Source organism: Polaromonas sp. P4_F9 (assembly GCF_056401235.1).
Genome location: NZ_JBFUJT010000005.1, coordinates 1 through 17009 on the forward strand (window position 1 = coordinate 1; position 17009 = coordinate 17009).

General features: G+C 55.1%; 14 protein-coding genes. 11 read left to right on the forward strand and 3 right to left on the reverse strand.

Annotated elements, in window-relative coordinates; all coding sequences use genetic code 11:
- Positions 1-38 precede the first annotated feature (38 nt).
- The 3 genes from AC1DUB_RS05915 to AC1DUB_RS05925 form a co-directional block, all read right to left on the reverse strand.
- The gene (locus AC1DUB_RS05915; protein WP_477728720.1) at positions 39-377 is read right to left on the reverse strand and encodes a hypothetical protein; all 339 of its coding nucleotides are present in this window, start codon (positions 375-377) and stop codon (positions 39-41) included.
- A 141-nt stretch (positions 378-518) separates the two neighbouring features.
- Positions 519-1799, reverse strand: a complete 1281-nt coding sequence (gene tviB, locus AC1DUB_RS05920; protein WP_477728721.1) for a Vi polysaccharide biosynthesis UDP-N-acetylglucosamine C-6 dehydrogenase TviB — start codon at positions 1797-1799, stop codon at positions 519-521.
- Between the two features lie 335 nt (positions 1800-2134).
- Positions 2135-3244 (reverse strand): MraY family glycosyltransferase, encoded by a 1110-nt coding sequence (locus tag AC1DUB_RS05925; protein ID WP_477728722.1) that lies wholly within the window; start codon positions 3242-3244, stop codon positions 2135-2137.
- Between the two features lie 132 nt (positions 3245-3376).
- On the opposite strand from AC1DUB_RS05925, the gene AC1DUB_RS05930 reads away from it, so the two are divergent.
- From AC1DUB_RS05930 to AC1DUB_RS05980, 11 genes are all read left to right on the forward strand, one after another.
- Entirely contained in the window at positions 3377-4807 is a 1431-nt protein-coding gene (locus AC1DUB_RS05930) for a mannose-1-phosphate guanylyltransferase/mannose-6-phosphate isomerase (protein WP_477728723.1), read from the forward strand.
- Positions 4808-4900: 93 nt separating this feature from the next.
- A complete protein-coding gene (locus tag AC1DUB_RS05935) occupies positions 4901-5896 on the forward strand; it encodes a GDP-L-fucose synthase family protein (RefSeq protein ID WP_477728724.1) in 996 nt (331 codons plus the stop codon).
- A 135-nt stretch (positions 5897-6031) separates the two neighbouring features.
- Positions 6032-8002 (forward strand): glycosyltransferase family protein, encoded by a 1971-nt coding sequence (locus AC1DUB_RS05940; protein ID WP_477728725.1) that lies wholly within the window; start codon positions 6032-6034, stop codon positions 8000-8002.
- A gap of 46 nt (positions 8003-8048) precedes the next feature.
- Positions 8049-8879, forward strand: coding sequence for an ABC transporter permease (locus tag AC1DUB_RS05945; RefSeq protein ID WP_477728892.1), 831 nt, complete (start codon positions 8049-8051; stop codon positions 8877-8879).
- Positions 8869-10251 carry an ABC transporter ATP-binding protein gene (locus AC1DUB_RS05950; protein ID WP_477728726.1) on the forward strand — a complete coding sequence of 461 codons (1383 nt, stop codon included), beginning with the start codon at positions 8869-8871 and terminating at the stop codon, positions 10249-10251. Before AC1DUB_RS05945 ends, AC1DUB_RS05950 begins: the two co-directional genes overlap by 11 nt.
- Positions 10248-11213 (forward strand): methyltransferase domain-containing protein, encoded by a 966-nt coding sequence (locus AC1DUB_RS05955; RefSeq protein WP_477728727.1) that lies wholly within the window; start codon positions 10248-10250, stop codon positions 11211-11213. The genes AC1DUB_RS05950 and AC1DUB_RS05955 overlap by 4 nt, the downstream gene beginning before the upstream one ends.
- Positions 11214-11299: 86 nt before the next feature.
- Positions 11300-12253, forward strand: a complete 954-nt coding sequence (galE, locus tag AC1DUB_RS05960; RefSeq protein WP_477728893.1) for a UDP-glucose 4-epimerase GalE — start codon at positions 11300-11302, stop codon at positions 12251-12253.
- Positions 12254-12356: 103 nt separating this feature from the next.
- Positions 12357-13340: a glycosyltransferase family 2 protein gene (locus tag AC1DUB_RS05965; protein ID WP_477728728.1), complete on the forward strand. Its 984-nt coding sequence runs from the start codon at positions 12357-12359 to the stop codon at positions 13338-13340.
- A complete protein-coding gene (locus tag AC1DUB_RS05970) occupies positions 13337-14071 on the forward strand; it encodes a class I SAM-dependent methyltransferase (RefSeq protein ID WP_477728729.1) in 735 nt (244 codons plus the stop codon). Before AC1DUB_RS05965 ends, AC1DUB_RS05970 begins: the two co-directional genes overlap by 4 nt.
- Positions 14068-14451, forward strand: a complete 384-nt coding sequence (locus AC1DUB_RS05975; RefSeq protein ID WP_477728730.1) for a GtrA family protein — start codon at positions 14068-14070, stop codon at positions 14449-14451. The genes AC1DUB_RS05970 and AC1DUB_RS05975 overlap by 4 nt, the downstream gene beginning before the upstream one ends.
- A gap of 37 nt (positions 14452-14488) precedes the next feature.
- A complete protein-coding gene (locus tag AC1DUB_RS05980; protein ID WP_477728731.1) occupies positions 14489-16984 on the forward strand; it encodes a hypothetical protein in 2496 nt (831 codons plus the stop codon).
- Positions 16985-17009: the final 25 nt, after the last annotated feature.

Genomic DNA, 17009 nt, shown 5'->3' on the forward strand with positions numbered 1-17009 from the left:
GTACAAATCTCCACCCCAAATCACCCAGTGACATTTCTTCAGCAGCCAGGGCTGCAGGACAAGAATGTAGAGCAGTACAAATCTCCACCCCAAATCACCCAGTGACATTTCTTCAGCAGCCAGGGCTGCAGGACAAGAATGTAGAGCAGGTGGCTACTGAACAGACCATGAAGAATGATTTTTTCCGCAAGGTACAGAGTCTTTGACAGGGCAAGGAAGTTCTTCAGCAGGCTGCGATAGGTCACTGTATCTGCCGACGGTGGTATCGAATCTTGTTCGACATCGCCATAAACGATGAACTTGTGTCGGCCATCGGCGAAGTGCTCGCGGATCAAGTCTCTGAAGGGTAGAAAAAACTTCTTGTCCCAGCCAAACATGTGAACAATAGCGCCTCGGCTCACAGCACATCCATCAAGTGTTGAACGGTACGTTCAGCTGCATGCCCATCCCATAACGCGGGGCGTTTGCCCCACGGATTGACCACTGGGACAGGCAGATTATGGACGTGGCGCGCGTTTTCATAACCGCAGGTCGCTCTCAGACGCCGTCAGCACGTACTTCAGGTCAAATAGCACGTGCTCGGGTTTGCCCAAGGCACGAAAGGCAGCGGCGCCCATGGCCTTGAACTGCTCGTGCGCCACGGCGACGATGATGGCGTCGTAAGTACCCGCTTCAGGCCGCCGCACCGGGGTGATGCCGTATTCGTGCTGCGCCTCTTCGGCCGAAACCCAGGGGTCGTGCACATCGGCCTGCACGTCGTAGTCGGTGAGCTCCCGCACGATGTCGACCACGCGGGTATTGCGCAGGTCCGGGCAGTTTTCCTTGAAGGCCAGGCCCATCACCAGCACGCGGGCGCCCCGCACATGGATGCGCCGCTTGGTCATGGCCTTGACGAGCTGGGTGACCACGTAGGCGCCCATGCCGTCGTTCAGGCGGCGGCCGGCGAGGATGATTTCGGGGTGATAACCAATGGCCTCGGCCTTGTGCGTGAGGTAGTACGGGTCCACGCCAATGCAGTGCCCGCCCACCAGGCCGGGGCGGAATGGCAAAAAGTTCCACTTGGTGCCTGCCGCTTGCAGCACTGCCTCGGTGTCTATGCCCAGTTTGTTGAAAATAAGCGCCAGTTCATTAATGAGCGCGATATTGACATCACGCTGGGTGTTCTCAATCACCTTGGCCGCCTCGGCCACCCTGATGCTGGGGGCCTTGTGGGTGCCAACAGTCACGATTTCGTTGTAGAGCGCATCAACCAGGTCGGCCACCTCGGGGGTGGAGCCGGAGGTGACTTTTTTGATGGTGGTGACGCGATGGGTCTTGTCGCCCGGGTTGACGCGCTCCGGCGAATAGCCCGCAAAGAAGTCGACGTTGAATTTCAACCCCGAATACTGCTCCAGCACGGGCACGCAGTCCTCTTCGGTAGCGCCGGGGTACACGGTGGATTCGTAAATGACGATATCGCCCTTCTTCAGCACCTTGCCTATGGTGGTACTGGCCTTGATGAGGGGCGTCAGGTCGGGGCGTTTGTACTTGTCGATGGGGGTGGGCACGGTGACGATGAACAGGTCGCACCCCTGCAAGGCGGCGGGGTCGGTGGTGTACTGCAGGTGCACGGCCTCGCGCATTTGCTCGGGCTCCACCTCGAGCGTGTGGTCTTGCCCGGCCTGGAGTTCGGCCACCCGTGCAGCGCTGATGTCAAAGCCCACAACCTTGCGTTTTTTACCAAACTCAACGGCAAGTGGCAGGCCTACGTAGCCCAGGCCGATGATGGCGACAGTGCGGGCAAGAGAAGTACTTTGCATAGGAAGAATTTTTTATGACACTAAAAGCAGCCGTCAAGACATGCCGTTATACACAAGTCTGCTTTGCACCAGATCAAGCGCCTGCTGCTTTGGCTCCTTCACCCTCGGGATGGGCGCCGACGAGGCAGGCCGAAAGGCACAGCAAGCGCACCTGCTTTGTCTGAAAGAAGTGCACAAAGCCCCCATCCCCACCTTCCCCCAAAGGCGGGAAGGAGTAAAACGGGTAGCCAGAACCTTCTGCAAGCCTGTTTTGCACCAGCCCATGTGCCTGTGGGTTTGGCTCCATCACCCTCTGGGGGAAGGTGGGGATGGGGGCCTGGCGAGGCAAGCATTGCTTACCGGCGGCTGCCCAGCCAACGCGGCACCTTGAAGCGGATGATGGCTACGTAAGCGGCCACATAGCTCACCACAAACAAGGCACAAAACCCCATCAGCACCAGCGTGTTGCTCCAGAACAGCACAGCAGGCACCACCGAGAGCACCGTAAAGCTCCATAAATAGGGTGATGTGCGGTTGTTGCGCATCAGCATGCGCCGCGAGGCATCGTCATCAAACACGCCCCGCACGATGCGCCGGTAAATCAGCTGGTGAAAATGCAGCGCGTCGGCAACGCCCGGAGACACGCCCCGCGCCAGCTTGCGGTAGATGGAAAAAACCGTCTCCCACACCGGGTAGATCAGCAACAGCATGGGAAACCACGGCGACACCTGCTCATGTCGCTGCACCAGCAAAATACTGGCCACGGCAATCACCAGCCCCCACAGGTAGGCCCCCCCATCGCCAGCAAAAATCAGCCCGCGCGGGTAGTTCCAGAATAAAAAACCCGCTGTTGCCCCCCCCAGGCAAATCACCATGGCGGCCAGCTGCCTGTCGCCCAGTTGCAGTGCCACGTGGGCAATCGCAGCACACACCAGCAGGGCAACGGTGCCCGCCAGGCCGTTGTAGCCGTCAATGATGTTGAAGGCATGCGGCAAGCCACAGATGGCAAAAAATGCCAGCGCAACCCCCGCCCAAGGCATGGCCAGCAACCAGCCATCTACCCCCGGCAAGCCCAGCCTGTTAATTGAAAGCCCCAGCAGTCCACACGCCAACGCGGCAGACATGGCAGTCAAGCCAAGCCGGTAGCGTACTGAAAGGCGCTGCGTGACGTCTTCATACACGCCCCCCAGCACAGCCGGAAGCACCAAAACGGCCCAGGGCCAGGCAAACGCCCCATCAACCTGGACGTTTAAACGCCCCCCGAAGACACCCGAAACGGCGGCCGCCAGCCAGCCCGCAGCAGCGCCCGCCAACACGCCCATACCGCCCACCCGCGGCACATCACCCGCATGAAAGCGCTGAGGTTTGGAAGCCCCGTAGCCCCGGGCATGCTGGCGCGCACCGCGAATGAAAAAAATGCCCAACAACAGCGATACGGCAAAGCTTATAAAGATCAGCAAAACCATGAACCATCACCTCCTTTTTTTGTTCTCGGCGCACGGCGTAATTAATGCCGCACTCCACATGTGTCAGAGTGTTAAAAGTGCGAGATGCCCCCATGTAAAATCATTCCCCTTACAACAAGAGTTTAAGCAGGGATGAAACTAGTTTCAGTCATTCTTTCAGGGGGTGCGGGTACCCGATTGTGGCCGGTATCGCGCCAGGCGCTGCCCAAGCCCTTCATGCATCTCGGCGGCAGCTCTTTGCTGCAGCAGGCCATTGAGCGGGGCCAAGCTTGCGGCACCGATGACAGCGTCATTGTGACCAATCAGGATTATCTGTTTTTAACACGCGACGTCATCAAACAACTGAACGACCCGCCCCACGCCCGCTACCTGCTGGAGCCAAAAGGCCGCAACACCGCCCCCGCCATCGCCCTGGCCGCCCTGGCCTGCGCCCAGGAGCACGGGCCTGAAGCCGTCATGCTGGTGCTGCCCGCCGACCATTTGATTCCCGACACAGAGGCCTTTGTGGCCAGCGCGCTGGAGGCTGCACGGCAGGCACTGCAGGGCCAACTGGTGGTGTTCGGCATTTCACCCACCACACCGGAAACCGGGTTTGGCTATATAGAAGTAGAAAAAGTGAGCCGCCACACCCAGAAAGCCCTGCGCTTTGTTGAAAAGCCCGACCTGGCCACCGCACAGGGTTACCTGGCCACCGGCCGGTATTACTGGAACAGCGGCATGTTCTGCTTTACCGCAGGCACCATCTTGCAGGCATTGAAGGAGCACGCCCCCGAGGTGCTGGAGGCGGCAGAACGCGCTTGGGCCACCAGCAGCACACAAAGCGACGCCACCCGGTTTGACGCCCACACCTTTGGCCTGCAACCCGACATCAGCATTGACTACGCCGTGATGGAGCGCGCCGACAACGTGACCCTGGTGCCCGCCAAATTTGGCTGGAGCGACGTAGGCACCTGGCCTGCAGTGGCCCAGGCTTACACAGCCGACACCAGCGGCAACACCTTTGTCGATGGCGATGGCACGGAGTTTATTACGGTAGACACCACCGGCACCCATGTGCAGACGGACAGCCACACCTCCAAAGTCGTGGCCACTGTAGGTGTGCACGACCTGGTGATAGTGGACACGCCCGATGCCCTGCTGATCGCCCACAAAAGCGCAGCCCAGAAAGTCAAGGCCGTGGTCGACACGCTGAAAGAGCGCAAGCACGAAAGCACCCAGTTACCCGCTACCGTAAACCGCCCCTGGGGCACCTACGCCACGCTCAAAGAAGAAAATGGCTACAAGGTGAAGCGCATCACGGTAAACCCGGGGCAGTCGCTGAGCCTGCAATACCACCATCAACGGGCAGAGCACTGGGTGGTGGTGCAGGGCACCGCCATTGTGCAGGTTGGCGATGAGGAACACACCACCCTGCCCGGCCAATACCGCTACATTCCGCTCAAGGAAAAGCACCGCCTCACCAACACCGGCGAAAATGAACTGGTGCTGATTGAAGTGCAGTGTGGCGCCTACCTGGGCGAAGATGACATCGTGCGGTTAGCTGACAGCTACGGACGCGTCTGAGAACCCGGAATTATTGCGACCGATCAAACGTAATCGAATGTCACAATTGAGTGTTAGCTTCGACAAAATGTAAATGTATTGGTGAATAGATTAATGATCAACATATCGGGATCAAGTCCTGCATACGAGGGGATTTCTTCGTTTGCAGGCAAAAAGACGTGGATAACCGGACATCGCGGAATGCTTGGATCTGCCCTGGTTCGCAGCTTTGCCAAAGAGGATGCCAATATATTGCTGACCTCTCGCCAGGAACTTGACTTGTCCGACCAAAGCGCCGTCTTCAATTGGGTCGACGAAAACCGGCCTGAGTTGATTTTTCACGTCGGCGCAAAGGTAGGAGGCATACACGCCAACTCCACGCTTCCTGCAGATTTTCTGTATAGCAATTTGATGATTCAATCAAATGTCATCAATGCAGCGCATCTTTTCGGGGTGAAGAAGCTGGTGTTCGTGGCATCGAATTGCACCTACCCAACAAAGACAGCACAGCCTATACCCGAAGAAGCGCTGATGACCGGCCCTCTCGACGAGAACATTCGCGCTTATGCCATCAGCAAAATCGCTGGCATTGAGATGTGCCGAGCCTATCGCAAGCAGCATGGCTCCAACTTTATCTCCGTCATCCCTCCCAATTTGTATGGTCCTGGTGATAACTATCACCCACAGCATAGCCACGTCGTTGCGGGCATTTTGCGCCGTACCCACGAGGCAAAGCTGGCCGGCAAATCAGAGTTTGTTGTTTGGGGTGACGGCACTCCGCGACGCGAATTGTTGCACGTGGACGACCTGGCTGATGCCATGAAGACCCTCATGGCGGCACCCGTCACTCATGATCTGTACAACATTGGCTGCGGCCATGACTTGTCAATTGCGGAACTGGCGACGCTGATTGCCGAGGTAGTCGACTTCCAGGGAAGCATCGTCTACGACAAGTCCAAGCCCAATGGCACGATGAGAAAGTTATTGGACAGTTCACGCATTCACTCTTTGGGCTGGCGTCCAAAAATAGATGAAAAAACCGGACTGCAGAGCGCCTACAGAGACCTCCTGACCCTTCTCGAAACACCGGAACTTGCTGGGCGACTGTAATGTCCACGCTTGACGGCGGTTGGTCCGTACAAAGCAAATGAATTCCCGGTCGTGTCACTGCAATGGGCTTCTAACCTCCGCTTGAGATTAATAGCGCCTGTTCGTTTTTATAAATAATCATGGGAAAGTAATAGCATGGCTGAGAGTTTCGTTCTGCCCGAGGGGCTGATTGGTCGCTTTGCCGTGGTCAAGTTGTGGCCAGCGATCAAGACAGCAGAGGACGAATGCATAGCCCGGTTAAAAATAGCGGCGACTGCTCTTGGCCTGGAATGTGTCGAGGTTCATGCCAATGGCTCACTCTTGAGCGACCCGGATACCGTGATAACCAAAAAAGATGTTGATTTTGTTTTGCATCTTCATTACGACACGCCAAAATTCTATGATGCATTTTCATTTGTAGCCCTGTGGAACCCGACTCAGTTCTACCATGAGTGGGGCTATCAACGTACCTCACGAAATTTGTTAACCCACGATGATTTCGTCAGTTGCAGTTCGCCAGCGGCAGACGATCATGTAGGACGTATGGTGCGAAGTGTTGCAACACATCTTCCCGCACTATTCAACCTTTACCATTCCACGGCCGATATTGTCCATCCGCCCTCACTGGGGGAGCACAAGCTCTTTTACGCGGGGATTAACTGGGAAGCCATCAGTGGTGGCAAATCCCGTCATCAGGACGTACTCAAGCTCCTCGACCAGGCTGGGCTCATTCGCATCTACGGCCCAACAATATTTCAGAACGTAAAAGTCTGGGATGGATACGCTAACTACGTGCGAGAGATTCCGTTTGACGGAGTTTCCATGCTCGACGAAATAGCGAAGGCGGGTATTGCTCTGGTCTTATCCTCGCAAGCACACAAGAATTCAGAATTGATGTCAAATCGACTGTTCGAAAGTGTGGCAGCTGGGGCATTGGTTATTTGCGATGAAAACAACTTTGCCAGGAAATTCTTTGGCGATTCCCTGCTCTATATTGACAGCCGCTGCTCCGTCGAGAAAATTTTTGAAGACATTCAAAAGCACCTGGCTTGGGCAAAAGCAAATCCAGGTGAGGCGCTTGCCTTGATCGAGAAAGCGCAGGGGATTTTCAGGGAAAAATTCACGCTCAAGAAAAATCTGAGAGATCTTTATGCAGGCTTTCAGGAGCGGAAGGCCAATCTGCTAAAGCGACAAGGACTGGACGGCCACGCACCACAAATCAAGGTTRGCCTCTATCTTCTTCTACCGGTGTATTCAGAGAAAGTTTTGCACGCACACGTCATCAGCGTCATGGCTCAGGAATACAAAGAGTTTTCACCGGTTCTTGTTATCGACAAATCCTTCTCGACGCGGAATCGATCTGATATTGCGCATGCCCTTAAAAAGGTATCAGTACCAATTGAGTTGATTGAGGTCGACTTCTTTAACTACGGCGCCGTGGCCGGCATCCAGTACCACCGCAAGCTTGGAGCGGTTATTGCTGACGTTCTGAAAAATGCCCAGCAGGTAGAGGCCATCGTAGTTGTTGCACCCAATGAAGAGATTTTCTCAAATCACCTTCAGGTTCTTGCAGGCAGTTTGATACGCAACCCGGACGCAAACTGCGCGGCCACGGCTGCCATCATCAAACACGGAGACGCTCCGGTGCACGGGATACATGAGCTATTGGACTTCGGCTTCCTCAATCCAGCTGCTCCAAACGGCTATGCACGCTTTATTTTCCGGACCTCAGCGCTCCCTGCCAGCCTAGGTATAGCCCTGCCTTATTTGGATAGAAAATCACTCGCCGCCATGCTCGGTGAAAATGTTATCCATCAGGAAATTCCTGCAACACTGGTCATTGATGTAACGCAAGAGTTCCCTGGCGGCCCGTGGGATGAGCAGCAAGAAAATGAGGTGATAGGAGACTTTGCGCCAAAGTCCTTCGCCATTTATAGAGGTTTCACCCGCGATTTGCCCTCTCTGGAACCTCGCATCGCAGCCCCTGCCCCACCCCCTCCTTACCCAAGGCTCAGTTGGCGCTGGCTGTCCCACCAAGTCAGAGCGCTGCGCGCGGACGGTTTATTGGCGCGGTTCAAGGTTCTGAAAACCAGACTCGGGTTTGAACACGTTGACCATGCTGTTTAAACTGAAAACATGGCTACATACTCCCGCTAAAGCCATCCAGGCAAATATGAATCCCCACGCCGCAAAACCAATTTCATTGGCATCACTTGCTCGAAGCATGTGGAGCAACCGCCAGCTCATTCTGCAGATGACCAAGCGCGACGTAATAGGCCGCTACAAAGGCTCGGTCATGGGCGTGATGTGGTCCCTCTTCAATCCGCTGTTTTTACTGCTCATATACACCTTTGTGTTCTCAGTGGTTTTCAAGGCCCGCTGGGGGACTGACCTTCATGAAAGCAAGTCTCAATTTGCCATTTTGTTGTTTGTTGGCATGATCGTGCACGGCTTGTTCGCGGAAACATTGAATCGTGCGCCGGGGCTTGTCCTGAGCAATGTCAGTTATGTGAAGAAGATCGTATTCCCGCTCGAGATTTTGCCCGTCGTGGCTGTTGGCGCGGCGCTATTTCACGCGATCGTCAGCGTGTTGGTTCTTCTGATCGCCTTTGTACTGCTCAATGGTTATCTACAGTGGACCACTGTATTCTTGCCTTTGATACTCCTTCCACTGCTGGTCCTGATTTTAGGTGCTGCGTGGGCGCTGGCCTCGCTAGGAGTCTACCTTCGGGACGTCGCGCAGCCCATTGGCCTAATCATGACAGTACTGCTTTTCGCCTCCCCGGTGTTTTATCCAATTACAGCCCTGCCTGAGCGCATCCGGCCCTGGCTGATGCTGAATCCGCTCACCTTTGTTATTGAACAAACCCGCGCCGTCTTGATTTTTGGACAATTACCGGATTGGGCGGGGCTGGCAGCCTATAGCCTTGTTTCCGTATTTATTGCTTGGGCAGGTTATGCCTGGTTCCAAAAAACCCGCAAAGGTTTTGCCAATGTCCTCTAACGATATTGCCATCACCGTTCAGGGCGTGTCCAAGCGCTATGAGCTTTACCACAAACCCAGTGACCAACTTAAACAGTTCCTGCTGCCGCGGCTTCAGCGTCTCACCGGGCAACCGCAGCACCATTACTTTCAGGAGTTTTGGGCGCTGAAGGATGTTTCCTTCGATATAAGAAAAGGTGAGGCCTTTGGCATCGTGGGCCGCAACGGTAGCGGCAAAAGCACATTGCTCCAGATCATTACAGGGACTCTTTCGCCAACAACCGGAACCGTTTCCACGAGGGGACGGGTGGCAGCCTTGCTTGAACTGGGCTCTGGCTTCGACCCTGAATTCACCGGGCGTGAAAATATCTACATGAACGGGGCGCTACTGGGTTTTGATCGCCAGCAAATCGACCAGAAATTTGATGCCATCGCCGCGTTCGCCGACATAGGCTTGCACCTGGATCAGCCCATTAAGTCCTACTCAAGCGGAATGGTGGTCCGCCTTGCTATTGCCGTACAGACTCAGGTGGAGCCCGACATACTTATTGTTGATGAAGCACTCGCTGTCGGCGATGCCCTATTTCAAAAACGCTGCTATCGGCAAATTGATAAATTACTGAACAACGGGTGTACCCTGCTTTTTGTGTCTCACGACCAGGAAATAGTACGGACGCTCACGAGCAGGGCAGTCTTTTTGAATGCGGGACTCCCGGTCAAATATGGCATCACAACCGACGTTTTATTTGCGTACCGGGAATTTCTTCAGCAACAGGAAGAGGCCGCCTTCATTGATCTTCAGGAAAGATCCAAACAAGAGCTCTTGCCCCAAACCACCAAGAAATCTTATGGCAGGCGTGATGTTGAGATACTGGGCGTTGAAGTTCTTGCATCCGATAAAACTCGACAAAGTGTGTTTTATGCGGGTGACACCATAACGATTGCTATCGAATGCGTATGCAATACAGATATTGAAAACCTCAATATCGCCTTTCGCATACTGAACAAGGAAGGTGTCAAGGTCACCACGTGGGGGACATTGAACGAAGACATGCCAAACTTCTCCGGTAATCTCCAAGGTACTTTTTGGAGTAAGCACTTTTCCAAGGGCGACACCTTCAAAGTAAATTTTACCGGTAGTTGCAATCTCAGCGCAAATCTGTACGAGATACAAACGACCGTGACACGAGAGCACGACCAATACTACGGTAATCAACAAGTGCTTCACTGGCTGGACGAGGCGAGCCACTTTACTGTGATCCTGAAAAACCAAGAATATGTTTTTGATGGGATTTGTGATTTAGGTTTAAGGTCAAGCGTAGAACTGGGCAGCAATACTTTGAGGGTCGAGTCACATCAGCCCATCACGCCTTCTGATAGCAGGCTTATATGAGAATTTTCATTAACTCACTACTACAACGACTTAAAAAAGCACTAGGTCGACGGGATGATCTGTCTGCCCTGGTAGTTATCACCGAAGAACGCTCCAGGACAATTGAATCTCTTTTGCTCACTGTTGACGAGCGAACAAGAACGCTGGAGTATGTGGCACGACAGTCCATGTTTGCAGTGAATCATCAAATTGATTTTCTTCAGAGGCTATATGTCGAGTCGATACCTCGTTTGTTGGACTTAAATAGTCGACCCGCTTTTAATGCCGCTAGCATCCTCGAGTTGAAAACGGACTATCCGATCGCTTTGAGCAGTAACGACCATATCAACCCGGACTCAACAACAGAAGGAGTACCCCGTCCAACGCTCTTCGTCCAAAACTGCATTGACGTATTGGGTAGCAATATCAAAAGCCTGGATCTTGGCACCGGGGCGGCCGGGCTGGTGTTTGAGTTTGCAATGAACAGCGTGCTAGCTGTTGGCGTTGATGGGTCCAACTTCTGTCGTATGAATCGTATTGGTTACTGGCCACTTCTACCAAACAATTTATTTACTTGCGACATAACTAAGCCATTCAACTTTGTGTCGCGAGACACTAAAGCGGTGACTAACTTCGACGTCATCACGATGTGGGAGGTGCTAGAGCACATTGCTGAACAGGATCTCGCCAGTTTGTTCATCAATGTTAGGCGCCATCTGGATGAGCGCGGCTACTTTATAGGATCCATTTCACTCTTGGAATATGTGGACGGCACCGGTAGTCCGTACCATGTGACACTTAAACCACGCGAGTGGTGGAAGGCAAAGTTCAAGGCATGCGGCCTTGTGATGCTTGACAGCCACCCATTCAATGAAAAATTATTTTGCCGGGGGAATGGCCCGCGCTTTCAGGACTTTCACAACTACGCTTTAAATCCGGATGAAGGATTTTTGTTTGTTGCTCAAAAGATATCTAACACGTAATTTTATGGTTGTTGGCTCCCAATTGGGCTTATCAATTTCTTCGGCATTTTTACTAAATATTTATTTTGAGTAAAAAAATACTTATAGTGGGTGGTGCAGGCTACATAGGCTCGCACATGGTGAGAGGTCTCCAAGATCAAGGACTTGCGCTTTTGGTTYTGGACGATCTGAGTTCCGGCTTTTCTGACGCAGTCCCAAGCGCAGAGCTGATCGTCGGAGATGTCGCAGATGCCGTGCTTCTGGATAGTATTTTTACTAGCCACTCCATCGACGCGGTCATGCACTTCGCCTCGTTCATCCAGGTTGGCGAATCCGTTGTCAAACCCGCAAAGTACTACGAAAACAATGTCGCAAAGACCCTGGTACTGCTGGCAGCCATGGTCCGGCACAACGTCAGAAGCTTTATTTTCTCGTCTACCGCCGCTATCTTTGGCAACCCGATCAGCTCCTCTATCGACGAACAGCATCCTCAGAGTCCAATCAACCCCTATGGCCGCTCGAAGTGGATGGTCGAACAATTGCTGCATGATTACGAATTAGCTTATGGATTGCGGTCTGTGTGCCTGCGCTACTTCAATGCGGCGGGGGCACAACCCGACGCCAGTCTGGGCGAGCGACACGAGCCTGAAACCCACCTGATACCGCTGGCCATCAAGGCAGCGTTAGGGCAAGGCGGCGCCCTCAAGGTTTTCGGTTCTGACTATCCGACCCCCGACGGTACCTGTGTCAGGGACTATGTGCACGTGTGCGACCTGGCGAGTGCGCACCTACTGGCACTGGAACATTTGCGCGCAGGCGGCAATTCTTTACGACTGAACCTGGGCAACGAGTCGGGTTACAGCGTCAAGCAGGTATTGGCTTCCGTCGGGGAGGTAGTTGGCAGCGCCGTCCCGCATGATGTGGTGGGAAGGCGGGCGGGCGATCCCGCTGTGCTCGTGGCGAATTCAGCGCTAGCACGTAGCGCCTTGGGTTGGCGGCCGCAATATCCGGCACTTGGAGACATCGTTGCGCACGCGGTGGCTTGGCACACTACGAACTGAGGCATTTACGCCCTTCGATGCGTGCCAGGAGAATGAACTTTGACGCACCGACTTGCGGAATAATTTTGAGTCATTTGAAAAGAAATTTTGGGGAGTTATGTAAATGGTCAAAACAGGTTTGTCGGTGGTAGTGCCTTGTTATAACGAGGAAGAAGGGGTTCGTGAACTGCATCGACGTGTCACCGCTGTATGCCACGCCTGTGTAGGTAACGCGTACGAGTTGGTTCTCGTCAACGACGGCTCTAGCGATGCCACCTGGAAGCTCATGTGTGAGTTGTCTGAACTCGACAAAAATGTAGTGGCCGTCAATTTGTCGCGTAACCACGGGCACCAACTCGCACTCTCAGCCGGCCTGCAAATGTGCAGGGGTGAACGCATCTTTATCATCGATGCCGATCTGCAAGACCCGCCGGAGCTGCTGCCCAAGATGATGGAGCGCATGGATGACGGTTGCGATGTGGTGTTCGGTCAGCGTATCAAGCGCGAGGGGGAAACAGCTTTTAAGAAGGCATCCGCCTTTGCCTTTTACCGGCTGCTTAACAGGATGGTGGACATCGATATTCCTCGCGACACCGGCGACTTCAGATTAATGAGCCGACGTGCAGTAGACATCCTGAACAGCATGCCCGAGCACCATCGGTTTATTCGCGGCATGGTGAGCTGGATCGGCATGCGCCAGGAGGCCTTGCCCTATGAGCGGGCAGCGCGCTTTGCAGGCGAGACCAAGTACCCGCTTTCCAAAATGATCCGGTTTGCGATAGATGCCATCACCGGGTTCTCTGTTCGCCCTCTTCGCCTGGCGTCCTATCTTGGCTTCTGCTTTGGCATTGCCACGTTGTTGTTGCTGGCCTATGTACTGGTGCACTATTTTCTTGGCAATACGGTGGAAGGCTGGACATCGCTGGCCGTCATTATTCTTGCGCTGGGCAGCGTGCAACTGTTTGTGGCAGGCGTCATGGGCGAATACCTGGGACGGCTTTACATCGAGTCCAAGCGTCGCCCGCTCTTCGTCATTCAGGAAGTCGTCTGTTCGACTGAGCTGACCCAAGAGACTTCTATTGCAAGCCCAAAGGTTTTAGCAGCATGAACAAAGACACTGCGAGCCAAGGCGCAGGCTCTACCCAAATGCAAGCCGAGTTTGACCTGCTGGCAGACGAATACCGCGTGCAGCACGAGGCAAACGTCGCCATTACAGGCGAGCCTCCGGAGTACTTCTCCGAATACAAAATTGCAGACTTGGCGGGTTTACTTGATCGCATGAAACTGCCAACAGCAAAGATACTGGACTTCGGCAGCGGCATCGGCAATTCGTTGCCTTACTTGCGTAAATATTTTTCCAGCAGCGTGATAAGCTGTGCCGACGTCTCTGCACGCAGCATTGAGATTGCACAAACCCGTTTCCCGGGGCAAGAAAACTACGTGCTCATCGACCAGAGCATCCCGCTGCCCACTGCGAGCCAGGATGTGGTCTTCTCCGCCTGCGTGTTTCACCATATTCCGCACGAACAGCATTTGCACTGGCTGGCAGAACTACGCCGAATCACCAAGCCTGGTGGGGTGCTGGCCATCTATGAACACAATCCGCTGAATCCGTTAACAGTGCGCGCTGTTAATACCTGCCCACTCGACGTGAACGCCCGACTAATTCGCGGCGGCACCATGCAACAGCGGGCACTGGCTGGAGGCTGGGAAGACGCCCACGTCGACTACAAGCTATTTTTCCCGTCGATATTCAGATCGCTACGGCCGCTGGAGCGGCACTTGACCTGGCTCGGCCTCGGCGCGCAATACCGTATGGCGGCGCGCAGGCCGGCATGACTGGGCTGCTGCGCCAGTCGCTTCGCTTCGCAACTGTGGGCCTCGTCAACACAGCGATTGGCTTGGCCGCCATCTATGCCGTGATGTTCTTCTTCCGGACCGGGCCTGCCATTGCCAACGCCGTCGGCTATGTGATCGGCTTGGCTGTCAGTTTTTCGCTGAACCGTGTATGGACCTTCAATAGCGACCGGCCGGTCGCTCATGTGCTGCCGAAATACCTGCTGGTCGCGGCCCTGTCCTACCTGCTGAACTTGGGGGCAGTCATTGCGGCCACGTCGCATTATTCCGCCAACCCCTACCTCGCGCAGTTGCTTGGCGTAGGCATCTACACGGTTTGCGTTTTCTTCGGCTGCCGCTGGTTCGTCTTTACGCCACGCTAAGCCACCTGCATCCCCACCTCACCAGCACGCGCTCTAAATGGCATTCATCTTCCTCCGCACCCGCCGCAAGATCTTCCTGGCCCTCTTGTGGACGACGCTTCTCTTAGCCATCCCACTGGTGCTGGCGATGCGAGTCCTTGGAATCAAGGGCTGGGACCTTTCCATCCCACTAATCTATCGCAATGCGGATGACATCTGGCAGTTGACGCTCACCAAGGTGTTGCACGACACCGGTTGGATCTTGACAAACCCCTACCTCGGCGCTCCCGAAGTAGCGAGCTGGCACCACAACGCCGCGGCCCAGACCAGTGCGCTGCATTCGGTGCTGATGCTCGCCCTATCACCGCTCCTTCATGACCCGGTGCGGCTGCAGCAGGTCTACTACCTACTCAATTTTCCGCTGATCTGCCTAACTTCCTTTGTGGCATGCAGGCTCCTCGGCATATCGCGTCTGCCGGCTTTCTGCGCCGGTCTACTGTTCGCGTTCACGACGTTCCGCATCGAAGAGATGCTGTATTCGTTCCTCTCCAACTACTTCATGGTGCCGCTCGCACTGGTGGCCGTCATCTGGATCATGTCCGGCCGGTTTGCCACTTTCTTCGAAGGGCCAGATGCCCCCGGGCGCCGCCTGCAAAACCTGGGTCGCCTGCTGCGCTCTCGCGATTTCGGACTGGGCCTCGTCTTCGTAGTATTAACTGCGGCGTGTGATGGGTACTACGCATTCTTCACCCTGCTGCTACTGGGTTTCGCTGCCTTTGCCAGGGTCTTGGCTGGAGACTGGCGGCGGCCACTGGCGCTGGTGCCGGCGGTCGTTTACATTTTTTCACTAATGGCGGTGTCGCTTGCGTTGTCACTTCCGCTGCACTTGTACAAGAAGACGCACGGCAACGAGTTCTACCCAAACGGCGTCGAGGACTCGGCACTGGTCAAGCACCCCTTCGAAGCTGAGGTCTACTCTTCCAGCCTGAAGCTGCTCGTGGCCCCGATAACCTACCACCGGATCGAACGCTGGGGAAATTTTGGAAAATGGATGGTGGAAACCAGCGACGGGGCGCGCCTCTTCAAAAATGGCCGTAACCTCGTGCCATTGGGAATGCTGGGCTCCTTGCTCTTCGGCGTAGCGCTGGTCTTGCTCGCCTTCCCGGCACTCAGAAGAAAAGCGGGCAAACAGGCGTCCTCCAATAGTTGGCGGCCAGACCCGGTTGCTCCTTCGCAAGAGATGGAAGACGCGTTGCTTTCCCTCACGCTCTTCATTTTTCTCGGCTCTATCGTCGGGGGCATCGGCACACTGGTGGCCCTGGTGTTCCCGACAATCAGATCTTATGACCGGTTCCCGCTTTTCATGATCTTCGTGCTATACCTCGGCGCCGCCCGGTTCGTCACGGTCAAGCTGCGAAACGCAGAATGGCAGCGACGGGCCGCATGGTTCGCCCTCACATTGCTGGTGACAGCGGCGGCACTGTACGACCAGATCCCACGCGACTCGCGCAAGGGCAACGAGCAGTCAAAAGTACAGTTTCTCGCTGAGCGCCGGTTCGTGCAGAAGGTGGAAGCCGAGCTGCCGCCCGGCGCGATGGTGTATCAGTACCCTTATTCACAGTACCTGCGTGAGAACAAATACTACGGCTGGGGTTCGTTCTCTCACATCCGCCTTTATCTTCATTCGCAGCAGCTGCGCTGGAGCAACGGCGGAGCCAAAAACAGCCCGGCGGACGACTGGAACTACCGCATTTCACAACTACCGCTGGAATACTTGATTACTGAGGTGGAAGCCGTAGGATTCACCGGCTTTGTCATCGACCGCACAGTACTCACTGCCAACGCTTACCAGAGCGTGCGCGAGGTCCTTGCCCGCCGGGGCTATGAGATGCTCGAAGACGCCGCCAGCAAGTTCACCTTCGTACGGCTGCGAGATCCGGGTTTCCGGCTGATCTATGACCCAACCTACCGCGAGGCAGACCGTATCGTCGTTACCGATCCCGCCCGTCTCAGAGGAAGCAACCTTCCCCAACTCATAGACGGGGAAGCGCTCACCCGCTTTGTCGGCAAGCAGGCAGACAAAGGCAACAGCGTGATCGGGAAGGCCGATCATCCAGAGTTGTTTGCGGATGGCGCCGCGCTGGTACGCGGCCTCGGGCAAGCCGCCATTGCTCCAATCTCGGACATGCGCGGCCACCTAAGCTGCAAGGTGGAAGCGGGGCCAGAGGATGGCGGCGCGTCGGATACGCTCCTTCTGACTCTTGCCAACCAAAGCCGCTTCGACTGGAAACTGAACGATGGGCCTTTCCCGATCCGGATCGGCGTCCACATCCGCCAGCCGGACGGCAAGCTCCTTCGCTGGGACGACGGCATCCGCGTACCTGCGGATGCCTACGTCGGTCGGGGGGCCAGCCGCACCATTCGCATGCCACTCAGTAGCCTGCAGATGCGCGCCGAAACCAAAGGCCGCGGCGCCCTGGTCGCCGAATTCGCCCTGGTACAGGATGGCAACGCTTGGTTCGGCGACATCAGCTGCGCCGTTCTGCTGCCGTGAGTACGCCATTTTTTCCCTCGGGGCG